At 64.5% G+C, this 10,145-nt stretch carries 9 protein-coding genes; 2 read left to right on the top strand and 7 right to left on the bottom strand.

Annotation, left to right across the window (positions count from 1 at the left end; all coding sequences use genetic code 11):
- Positions 1 to 65 precede the first annotated feature (65 nt).
- The 6 genes from P1U75_RS05025 to tnpA all read right to left on the bottom strand — a co-directional run bounded on the left by P1U75_RS05025 (position 66) and on the right by tnpA (position 7,492).
- Positions 66 to 3,221, bottom strand: a complete 3,156-nt coding sequence (locus P1U75_RS05025) for a calcium-binding protein (RefSeq protein ID WP_300240518.1) — start codon at positions 3,219 to 3,221, stop codon at positions 66 to 68.
- Between the two features lie 210 nt (positions 3,222 to 3,431).
- Complete coding sequence (locus tag P1U75_RS05020; protein WP_300240517.1) at positions 3,432 to 4,250, bottom strand: hypothetical protein; 819 nt, start codon at positions 4,248 to 4,250, stop codon at positions 3,432 to 3,434.
- Positions 4,234 to 4,905, bottom strand: coding sequence for a sulfotransferase family 2 domain-containing protein (locus tag P1U75_RS05015; RefSeq protein ID WP_300240515.1), 672 nt, complete (start codon positions 4,903 to 4,905; stop codon positions 4,234 to 4,236). Before P1U75_RS05015 ends, P1U75_RS05020 begins: the two co-directional genes overlap by 17 nt.
- Complete coding sequence (locus tag P1U75_RS05010) at positions 4,902 to 5,774, bottom strand: sulfotransferase (RefSeq protein WP_300240512.1); 873 nt, start codon at positions 5,772 to 5,774, stop codon at positions 4,902 to 4,904. The genes P1U75_RS05015 and P1U75_RS05010 overlap by 4 nt, the downstream gene beginning before the upstream one ends.
- Positions 5,775 to 5,929: 155 nt before the next feature.
- Positions 5,930 to 6,760 (bottom strand): class I SAM-dependent methyltransferase, encoded by an 831-nt coding sequence (locus P1U75_RS05005; protein ID WP_300240509.1) that lies wholly within the window; start codon positions 6,758 to 6,760, stop codon positions 5,930 to 5,932.
- A 333-nt stretch (positions 6,761 to 7,093) separates the two neighbouring features.
- Positions 7,094 to 7,492 (bottom strand): IS200/IS605 family transposase, encoded by a 399-nt coding sequence (gene tnpA / locus P1U75_RS05000; protein ID WP_300240506.1) that lies wholly within the window; start codon positions 7,490 to 7,492, stop codon positions 7,094 to 7,096.
- 33 nt (positions 7,493 to 7,525) lie between these two features.
- On the opposite strand from tnpA, the gene P1U75_RS04995 reads away from it, so the two are divergent.
- The gene (locus tag P1U75_RS04995; protein ID WP_300240504.1) at positions 7,526 to 8,800 is read left to right on the top strand and encodes a transposase; all 1,275 of its coding nucleotides are present in this window, start codon (positions 7,526 to 7,528) and stop codon (positions 8,798 to 8,800) included.
- A 50-nt stretch (positions 8,801 to 8,850) separates the two neighbouring features.
- Here P1U75_RS04995 and P1U75_RS04990 read toward each other — a convergent pair whose 3' ends face one another.
- Positions 8,851 to 9,609 carry a sulfotransferase gene (locus P1U75_RS04990; RefSeq protein ID WP_300240502.1) on the bottom strand — a complete coding sequence of 253 codons (759 nt, stop codon included), beginning with the start codon at positions 9,607 to 9,609 and terminating at the stop codon, positions 8,851 to 8,853.
- Between the two features lie 185 nt (positions 9,610 to 9,794).
- Between P1U75_RS04990 and P1U75_RS04985 the strand changes: the two genes are divergently transcribed.
- Positions 9,795 to 10,145: hypothetical protein (locus P1U75_RS04985; RefSeq protein ID WP_300240499.1), on the top strand; the 351-nt coding region annotated here is incomplete at its 3' end.

Raw genomic sequence — 10,145 nt, 5'->3', positions numbered from 1 at the left:
GACTTCCTCTTCTGAGCGGGTGCGAACGGGCCGCCCCCGGCCGGGGGCGGCCCGTTCGCACCCGCTCAGAAGAGGAAGTCGGACGCGTCCAAATCGGCCAGATTGACCCCGTCCAGTCGGATCGTGTTGCCCAGACCGTCGTCGATGATCACGCGAGAGCCCACTTGCGTCATGTGGTTGGCGGACAGGTCGGCCCAGTTGGTGATGGCCGACACGTCCGACAGGTCGATATCCTCGCGCCTTTCCAAAGCGTCGAAATCGGTGATCGTGTCCTGCCCGAACCCGTCTTCAAAGACAAAGGTATCGGCCTGGCCGCCGCCCACCAGCAGGTCGTTGCCGGTGCCGCCCTCCAGTACATCGTTACCATCGTCGCCGCGCAGGGTGTCGTCGCCCAGGCTCCCCAGTATCGTGTCGGCGCTGAAGCCGCCCAGCAGACGGTCGTTGCCCGCCCCGCCTGCTATGATGTCGTTGCCGTTACCGCCGTTCACCGTGTCATTGCCGCCACCACCATAAAGCAGGTCATTCTGCCCGCCGCCGTTGATCGCATCGTCACCCGCGTTGCCATGCAGCGTGTCCAGCCCCGCCATGCCGTTGATCACGTCATTGTCGGCCCCGCCATAGGCCAGATCCGCTCCGCCGCGCAGGACCAGCGTGTCGGTGCCATCGCTGGCCTCGACCGTGTCATTGCCGCCGCCTGCGTCGATCACGTCGTTGCCCGTGCCGCCATAAACCTCGTCGGACGCTCCGCCTGCGTCGATGATGTCGTCGCCATCGCCACCGTCGATCATGTCGCCGCCGCGCCCGCCGATCAGGCTGTCCGCGCCGCTTCCGCCGATCAGGCTGTCCTTGCCGTCGCCACCGTCGATCGTGTCATTGCCAGAGTTGCCATCGATGGAATCGTTTCCGTCGCCGCCATCGATGGTGTCCCCGGCACTGGCCCCGGTGATGACATCATCGCCCGCCCCGCCGTCGATCAGGTCGCTGACAAAGGACCCGGCCGCGAAACCGCCGTCGATGGTGTCATCGCCATCGCCGCCATACAGGGCCTGAAAACTTGCCCCGCCGGTGATGACGTCATTGCCGGCCCCGCCCTCGATCGTGATGCCATTCAGCCCGCCGGCATCCAGCGTGTCGTCCTGCCCGCTGCCGATCAGATGTTCGAACCCGACGATCTGCACCGTGCCGACGCCTACCGTGCCACGGTCGATGGTCTCTGCGCCCAGATCGATGGTGTAGGCTAAGGTTGTTTCGTTGCTGGCATCGAAGGTGTCGTTGCCCGAACCGCCATCGAACAGGTCGGCATCGCCGATGTCGAAATCACCGATGACGTTGCCGTTCAGCACCACGAACAGATCGTCATCCGCGCCGCCGTCGATCAGCCCGCCGCCCACGGCCTCGAGCGTGTCATTGCCGGCCCCGCCCAGCAGCGTGTCGTTGAATGTCGACCCGCCGAACAGCGCGTCATTGCCATCACCGCCCGTCAGCAGGTCGATGCCGCTGCCGCCGCTGATGGTGTCGTTGCCGCCCCCGCCGTCGATGGTGTCGTCGCCGCCGCTGCCGTCGATGGTGTCATTGCCGTTGCCACCGCTGATGGTGTCGCCGCTGGCGCCGCCGTCGATGGTGTCGTCGCCATCGCCGCCGTCGATGGTGTCGATGCCGCCGCCGCCGCTGATGGTGTCGCCGCCGCCGCCCCCCAGCAGGATGTTGTCAAAACCATTGCCGATCAGCTCTTCGTTGACATTGGTGCCGGTCACGTTCTCGAACCGCAGCGCCGATTGGGTGACCCCGCCAAAGCGCACCTCTTGCGCGGCCAGGTCATAGACCGTGCCATTCGACATCGTCTGCCCGACCAGCGTGTCGATGCCGTCGCCGCCATCCACGGTCTCGCCGGCATCGACGGCCACGATGATCACGGTGTCATTGCCGTCCCCGGCGTCGATCTGGTTGAATCCTGACCCGTCGGTGATCGTGTCGTCGCCGTCATAGCCGAAGGAGAAATCGGCATCGGCGGTAAAGCTGTCGTTGCCCACCGTGCCGATCTGATAGTCATCGGGGGTATAGACCGGGGCGTTCGCCGCATCGCGGGGGTCATAGATCGCCATGCGGATGTCCTGCCCGGTGCCGACCTCCTGCCAGGTGACGGCGATGCGCCCGTCGCTCAGCCCCAGAACCTCGGGCTGCGATTCCGTGCCTGCCGAATTGATCGTGACCACGCTGCCGACCGAGGCACCGCTGGCGTCATAGCGGACCATGTCGATGGTGTTGGTCTCGTCATTGTCATAGACCACGGCAAAGCCGCCATCGGCCAGGCCCGTCACCGACAGCTCGTTGTTGTTGTTCGTGAGGCCGACCGACTGGATGAACTGCTCGGTGGTAAGGGCGGTGCCGGAATTGTCGAAGATGCGGAAATAGGCGTCGCGGTCGGTGCCGTCGAAATTCTGCCACACCGCGACAAAGCCGCCCCCGCTGAGGGCGGCCACATCGGGCTGGGTCGATTCCGTGCCGCTGGTCGAGATCGGGAAAAAGCTGCCGCTGATGCTCCCGGACGCGGTGATCAGCCGCCCGATGATGTCGTTTCCGGATGAGTTGTCGCGGTTGGTGACAAGCACGAAGCTGCCATTGCTCAACGCGGCCACGCTCAGGTTCTGGATGGAGCCTGACACTGTGCTGTTGCCCGAGGCCAGGATCGAGGTGGCCGCCGTGAACGTGCCGGCCGAGGCGTCGTAAAAGCTGTAATGCGCGGTGACGCTGCTGCCGTTGTCGATGTTCCAGGCGATGACGGCATCGCCCGCGCCGTTTACCGTGACGGTCGGATCGTTGAACGACTCGCCGGTTCCTTCGGTGAAGGACCCGGTGTTGATCTGGGTGCCCGCGCTGTCGTAGACCTCGACCCGGATCGAAGTGCCGGTGCCGTCAGTATCTTCAAAGGCCAGGATCCAGCCACCGCCCGGCGTGGCGGTGATCTCGAACTCGCCCTCGTCATCCGCAAACCAGTCGTTGTTCATCCGGAACGGGCTGCCGACAGGGTCGCCCAGCGGGTCATAGATCTGCCCGATTATGTCGGTCCCGTTCGAGTTATCGACGTTGTTGGTGTCATCCTCCCAGGCGACCAGGATATTGCCGTTGCTCAGCTGCGTGATCTGCGGTTCGACCTGAGTCCCGGCCAGGTTGCCGATGTTGACGGTAAATTCCGAAAGCCAGAGTTCGGGTGTTGTGGGCATTTTTCTATCCTATTGAAAAAATTAATTTTTTTGGTGTGCGACCCGCATGAGACGGCGTAATTCCGCAGGCAGGCCATGCACCCGGCATCGGTAAACCCGTGCAAAATACGCACGACATCCAACACCGGGCTGGGCAAAGGTTACCCTAGGTTGACCGTTTTTCAAGACGTCTTTGGGCTGCGCGGTGCACTTTCGCGCAGGGCCTGGGCCTCAAACGGCCAGGGGTCCGCGCGCGGCGATCCGGGCCTTGTAGTCGTCCAGATCGCGGCGCGCGCGCACCAGCCTGCGCCATTCCGCGATGTCGAACCGGCCTTCGGCCACATCCTCGAACAGCCGCTCCAGCAGGCCCATCTTGCGCAGATGATAGGGGATGCCATGCCCCACGAAGGGGATGTTCAGATCGATCCGCCCGGGGATGTCAAGCAGATCGACATGGGCCGCGTCCTCGGCGCAGCGACGATCGAAGGCCACCACCACGCGGGCGGGGGTGCGGCAGCCTTGGGCGGCGCTTTGCGGAAAGCTGTCCCACTCCTGCGCGCGGCCCTGCGGGAACCGGGTTTCCCACGGCACCAGCACGGATGACAGCGTCGCCTGCGGGTTCATTGCCAGCACCCGGTCGGCGCGGAACGCATCGGCATAGGCCAGCGCCGCATAGCCGCCCATCGACCCGCCATAGGCCATCACGCTGTCATAGCCTTGAAAGACACCCGCATCGGCCAGCCGGTCGCATAGATCGCGCAGGCCCGGCGGGCGGAACCAGTGCGAGCGGGTGGGCTTGACGAAAATGCCCGCCTTGTCGGTGCGGTCGCGCACAAAGCCAAAGCCCCAGCCGGGGCGGGTGCGGCGGGGATTGTTCTCGGCCATGCCGGCGTGATCGAAGCAGACCACCAGCTGCCGCGCCGGACGCAGCAGCACATCGACGGTGTAATCCTCCAGCTCGCAGGAAAATACCCGGCCACGGCGGTGAAAGAACCCTGCCTGTTCCAGTCGCGCACGCTGCGCGGTGGCGGCGTCAGAAAGCATAGCCAAAGGTCTCGAGTTCCTTTTCAAAGGCCTTTGCCACAAGGGCGCGGGTGGCCGCGTCGTAATACTCGCGATAGCTGGCTTCGCGTTTCGACACCTTGGTCTGCATCAGCGGCTCGGACTCGTCGATGCCCAGCCGTGCATAGATGTCGGCCATCCCCCCGTTCAGATCCTCGAAGCGGTAGATGTGATCGACGATGACCCGGTCGTTGATCGCATAAAGCCCCCAGCCGCGCTGGTGGATCCGGTCAAGCACGCCGGGTTTGCGCACGAAGGCGTCAAAGGTCAGGCTGTCTTTCCAGATGCCTTTGGCGACGCGGTTCTTCTTCATGTAATGATAGGCCGACACCGTGCGGTCGAACGGGTTGCGTTCAAAGGCGAAGGTGAAATAGTCCCGCCAGACCTGTTGGCCCAGCAGCCGCCGCGCCCGGACGGCGGGGGAATGGTTGTTCAGGGCCCAGGGCCTGCCATCGGGCAGCGCCGTCACATGGTTCTGCGGCCCGGGATAGCCCTTTTCCTGGCGGATCACCTCGTCGTCAGGGTGGATGGGCGTGATCACGTCGTCTGGCCCGCAATGCTTGCTCAGCGCAATTTCGACGCTGGTGCCGGCGGTCTTGGTGGTCTTGACAAAGACGAACCTGTGCCTGTGCGAAATGATCATGCCCCGGCCTCTTGTCGTGCGGTCACATCGGCCCAGGCCGCGCGGGCCTGGGGGAACCTGTCCTCGATCGCGGCGCGCACCGGGGCCAGTGCCTGGCGCAGCTCGTCCACCACCACGGCAGGCAGGCCAAAGGCGTCGGTGGCATTGTCGCGCCGTTCCAGTTCGGCGGCGGGCAGGTCCAGCCGCGCGATGTCCAGCCAGTCGCAGATCCCGTTCAGCGTGCCGGCCTTGTCGGCCATCATCGTCTCGTAGATTTCGAACCGCAGGTTCTCGGGGGCGTAATTGCGCTCCAGCGTGGCCACGGTGGTATCGTAGCGCGACAGGTCGCGGATCACCGGCCTGCGCGCGACCGTCAGGATCTCTTCCTCGGTGGCGGTGGTGATGTCGCCGCCGCCCCGCTTGAACACATAGCGCACCGCCGACAGCGCGCGGTCCAGCGGCTCGCGCATGATGAAGATCACCTTCTGCCGCTCGGAGATGCGCTTGATGTGATCGTGCCCGGCATCGGGCAGCATCGCGTATTCCGGGCTGAAATCCATTGCATAGCGGCCCGCGCCCTGAAAGATGCCGGCATACCAGTTGTCATTCATTGGCCGGAACAGGCGCGCGATGTCGCGCGGGGGCTTTTCGCCGGTGGCCTGGGCCTGGATGAATTTCGCCACGCGGCGCGGATGGCGTTCCATCATCCGCTTCATCACGTTAATCTTCATCTGCGGCCCCAGCATGCCGCCGCAATGCACCGTGGTAAAGTAATGCAGCTCCTTGTGGCTTCCCTGGCGGGTCTGGTCGTGATCGGCCAGCCGGTTATACAGCCATGTCGTGCCGCTTTTCTGTGCGCCCACACATAAAAGAAGATCGGGAATGATCATCGAAAGGTCCTTTGGGTCAAATCCATTCGGAATGTATCAGGCGTGCGGGCACGCCACGAGGGTTGCCGTAGCATCCCTACACCAGACCGGCAAACCGCATCAATCCGTGATGCGTGTCACGGATCGAGGCACGGGGGACACAGATCGCGGTCTGCTCAATTGATCTTCTGAACGCCTTCGAACAGGGCGGCGGACATGCGCTGACCCAGTGACGGTTTCCATTCCGACTTGGTCAGGATCGTCGGATGCTGCGAGGTGATCAGACCGTCAGGCCGGATATTCGACATGGGCCAGACCGTGCGATAGGCATTCAGCTCGTGATCGCGCGCCATCTCGCCGAACTTGCTGTCGGTATAGGTGACACATTCGGGATAGAACCAGCCGTCTTCGGTATTCGATTTCCTGGGATCATCGCAGCGAATATATGTGACCATCGCAATCGACTCCTCGTGCATCGCACCTGCAATCGAGGACAGCAGCCTGTGTGTCAGATCGATGCCCGTATGCGACGCGATCGATTGCGCAAAGATGTAATCGACAGGGCCCGTGGTGAAGGAGAAATCGAAATCGGTGTTATGCGTGAATGTGGGCGCCTTGGCGGCGATGACCTGCGAGTCCGCCATATCGGCGCCGAAATGCATCTTCACGCCCGCGTTCAGAATCTCGCGGTTCGGCTCCACGCCGAAATACCTGCCGCGCAGCAGATACATCAGCGCGAAGCGCCCCAGGCGCAGGCTGCCGCATCCGACATCCAGGAACCTGTGATGTTCGCGCAGTCCCAGATCCATCAGCAACTGGAACTGCATCCCCCCGATCATGTCATAGACAAAGGGCGGTCCGACCCAGGCCCGCGGATGGTTGGCGCCGGCCCCCAGTTTCAGGCCCAGTTCGTCATGCTCATCGGCGGGCACGGCCTTCAAGGCTTCCTGCCGAAGCCGTTGAGGCTCGGCCCTTTGGAAAACGATCAGGCTGGAATTTCCGCTCATGTCTGGCTCCTGAAATTGTTTTTGGCGACAGTGTTTGATCGAAAAACGATGTCGGGTGGATTGGGATTATGCAGGCGACATTTCGTAAATGACCCGCATCTTGCGATCAGGATCACCTGATTTTCCTCATAGATCAAGGATTCTGCCTTGCCGCAGGATCTTGTCTGCAATGGCCCGGCAGTCAGGACCCGTATGACGGGAGCCGCCCGGGCCGTCCTCTGGACGGGGCAGGCGCGGGGCAACGCCCGATCGTCAGCGGTCCTGACCAAAACGAGCGGACACAAGTCCCTTCCAAGCGGCTGTATTGGTTGGGGAGCCCGCAGGGCTGTCCGCTCAGTTCGGGCGTGACTGCGCCCGGACATACTCCTTGACCGTCTCGAGGCTTGCCCCGCCGCAGTGGCTGACGAAGTAGCTCGGGGACCAGAGCGCGCCGCCAAGGCGGCGCAGCGCCGGGTGGTCGCGACGCAGGAGCCGTGACGTCGACGTCTTCAGCGCATTCGCGAACTCCGCCAGCGCCGTGGTCGGCGGCAGGGAGACCAGGAGGTGGAGATGATCCGGCTCCCTGTTCAGCTCGATCAGGCGGCCGTCGCGCGCGGCGCACCGCTCCGACGCGATCCCGCGCGCCTGGTCGATCATCGTCCCGGTCAGGACCGGGCGACGGCGCTTCGTCACCAGAACCATATGGTAGGTCAGCGCGAAAACGCAGTTGTTTGTTCTGGTCAGTGCTTGCATGTTCATACCAGAACCATCACCCTTTCTTTTCGCATGTCGACCGCAACCCGTTCCATCAGCTTCCGCCTCTACCCGGACAAGCGCCAGCAGGCGCTTCTGGATCGGAAGCACGCCGTCTTGAAGGACCTGTGGAACGCGGCCCTCGAGGAGCGGATCGGCGCCTGGCGCCGCGGGGTCCGGATCCGCCTCTCCTACCAGGAGAAGGCGCTGAAGACGGTCCGGGCCGAGGTGGACGGGTGGCGCGGCCTCGTGCACACGCATGAGGCCCAGACGGTTCTCAAGCGGCTTGAGCTCGCGTTCCAGGCCTTCTTCCGCCGCCTCCGGGAGGGGCAGACCCCGGGGTTCCCCCGGTTCCGCAGCGCGGACCGGTTCCGGGGCTGGTCCTACAAGGAGCACGGGAACGGGTTCAAGGTGGAGCCCCGCCCGGGCTGGCGCCACGGGTTCGTCACCCTGTTCGGGGTCGGCCGGATGCGGATGCGCGGCATCGCGCGAACCCCGGGCCAGATCCTGAAGGGGGACGTCAGCCGCGACGCTCGCGGCTGGACGTTGAACCTCGTGGTCGGGACGGAGTGCGCGGAGCGGGAGCACGACCCGGACGCACAGCCCGGCGCGTTCGATCTCGGGGTGGAGACGCTCGCCACCGTGGCCTACGCGGACGGGAGTTTCGAGCGGGTCGAGAACCCGCGTCACCTCGCCGAGGAGGCGGAGGCACTGTGGGCGGAACAGAGCAAACTGTCCGCTCTTGCTCGGGCCCGCAAGATCAGCAAGCGCGCGCTCAAAAAGGCACGCAAGGAGATGGCCCGGCGCCACGCGAAGGTGGCGGCGCGCCGGAAAGACTTCCTGCACAAGACGACGGCGCGGCTGGCGCGGGTCCTGTCCCTGATCGGGACGGAGACCCTCGCGGTCCGGAACCTGACCCGCTCCGCGCGGGGCACGGTCGAGGCGCCCGGGCGGAACGTCGCCCAGAAGGCGGGGCTGAATCGGTCGATCCTCGACACGGCCCCGGCCACGTTCCTGAACATGCTCCGGTACAAAGCGGAAGAGGCTGGTACGGAGTTCCTCGAGGCGGACACGCGACGGCTCAAACCATCGCAGCGGTGCCCGGACTGCGACGCGGTCCGGAAGAAACCGCTCTCGGTCCGCACCCACGACTGCGCCTGCGGGTGCCGGCTCGGCCGCGACGAGGCGGCCGCGCTGGTCCTGCTGAGGTGGGCGATGGCAGAGGTCGCGTCCCGTGACCCCGACGCCCCGCCTCGGGACGGTCACCCGGCCGGGACGGTCGGGGTCTCAGCGGCGCAAGCCGCCTGAGACCGAAACCCCCTCCAACCTACGGGATTGGTGGGGGAGGTTCATACCCTTCAGGTATAGACCCAGGCCTTGAAACGGTCGAAATCCGCCATGATCTTGTCCTGGGCCGCCGGATCAAGCCGGATCTTGTATTCAAAGGCGATGTCGGCCGAGACGGTGTTGTTGCGGACGTTTTCATAGCGCATCTTGTCGATGATCGCATAGCCCAGCTCGAACGGATGGCCGACGTGGCCGAACATCCGCTCCATTGTGGCGCGCGCGTTCATCGCCAGATCCTCAAGCCCCACGGTGGTGACGCGCGGCGTGTCGGCATGGGCGATGAACTGGTCATAGCAGCCTTGCACATAACGCAGCTTGGCCGCGCGATAGCCGTCATACCAGGCATCGAAATCATCGGTGCCCGCGCGTTTGAAATCGGAACAGACGATGGCGCGCGGGTCCTTGTAGCTGATCACCACCGGCACGTCGCTGCGCGCCAGCACCGCGTCCAGATGTGCCAGATAGCGCGGCGTCTTGTCGAAAATCCCGGTCGTGCCGGGATCAAGCACGGTGCTGGCGGCCAGCAGCCGGGCGTAGAACTCGGCAAAATCGGGTGCGGCGCAGCAGTGTTCGAACTGCTCTTGGGTAATGCCCCAGCCATTCAGCATGTTGCGGGCAAAAGGCTGGCGATCGCGGAATCCGGCGGGGGTGGTGTCCATCAGAACACCGCATTCGAACCCTGAATCCAGCCCCGGCACCTGGCGAAAAAGATCCGATATCAGCGTGGTTCCGGTATGTTCCAGCCCGCAGATCAGAAATTTCAGCACCATGGTCGACCTTGCCTCCCGCTTTTTGCCCGACTGGCACCCAGTCGTAGCATGTCTGCACCCGTTGGCCAGCGCAAAGCGCCCGCCCGATGCAAGCCGTGCTGGAATTGATCCGCGCGCGCGGGCAGGGTAGACCGAAATCAGTGCAGGCACCGCATGCGTGACCTGTCCGCCAGCCCGAGGATTTCATGACCGACCCTATTTTGCCCGAGGTTTCCACAGATGAGACCCCCCCGCCGCTGCCGGGGTTCGATGCTGCCGCCTATCTGGCGCTGAACAAGGATGTGGCGGCCCGGCCCGGGGTGGATGCCGCGCGCCATTACCGCGACCATGGCCGGGCCGAGCTGCGCACCTTGCTGCCGCAGGGCGGGCGGCTGGATCATCCCGCCAGCCGCGCCCTTGACCCCGCCGGGCGCGCCCATTGGCAAGAGGTGCTGCGCACCGCCGATACGCCGCTGGCCGATCTGATCGCCGACCATCCCCGCGCGGCATGGCTGCACACCGGCTTCACCCTTGCGGGTTATCTGCAACAATGCCCC

The organism is Antarcticimicrobium sp. (assembly GCF_029212575.1).
Classification (GTDB): Bacteria; Pseudomonadota; Alphaproteobacteria; order Rhodobacterales; family Rhodobacteraceae; genus Antarcticimicrobium.
This window is presented reverse-complemented; position numbering and strand designations above follow the sequence as displayed.

Excerpts from the sequence above, each read along its gene's own strand:
- P1U75_RS05005 (WP_300240509.1), bottom strand. The coding sequence starts at position 6,760 with ATGAGCGGAAATTCCAGCCTGATCGTTTTCCAAAGGGCCGAGCCTCAA.
- P1U75_RS04990 (WP_300240502.1), bottom strand. The coding sequence starts at position 9,609 with ATGGTGCTGAAATTTCTGATCTGCGGGCTGGAACATACCGGAACCACG.
- P1U75_RS05025 (WP_300240518.1), bottom strand. The coding sequence starts at position 3,221 with ATGCCCACAACACCCGAACTCTGGCTTTCGGAATTTACCGTCAACATC.
- P1U75_RS04995 (WP_300240504.1), top strand. The coding sequence starts at position 7,526 with ATGTCGACCGCAACCCGTTCCATCAGCTTCCGCCTCTACCCGGACAAG.
- P1U75_RS05010 (WP_300240512.1), bottom strand. The coding sequence starts at position 5,774 with ATGATCATTCCCGATCTTCTTTTATGTGTGGGCGCACAGAAAAGCGGC.
- tnpA (WP_300240506.1), bottom strand. The coding sequence starts at position 7,492 with ATGCAAGCACTGACCAGAACAAACAACTGCGTTTTCGCGCTGACCTAC.
- P1U75_RS05015 (WP_300240515.1), bottom strand. The coding sequence starts at position 4,905 with ATGATCATTTCGCACAGGCACAGGTTCGTCTTTGTCAAGACCACCAAG.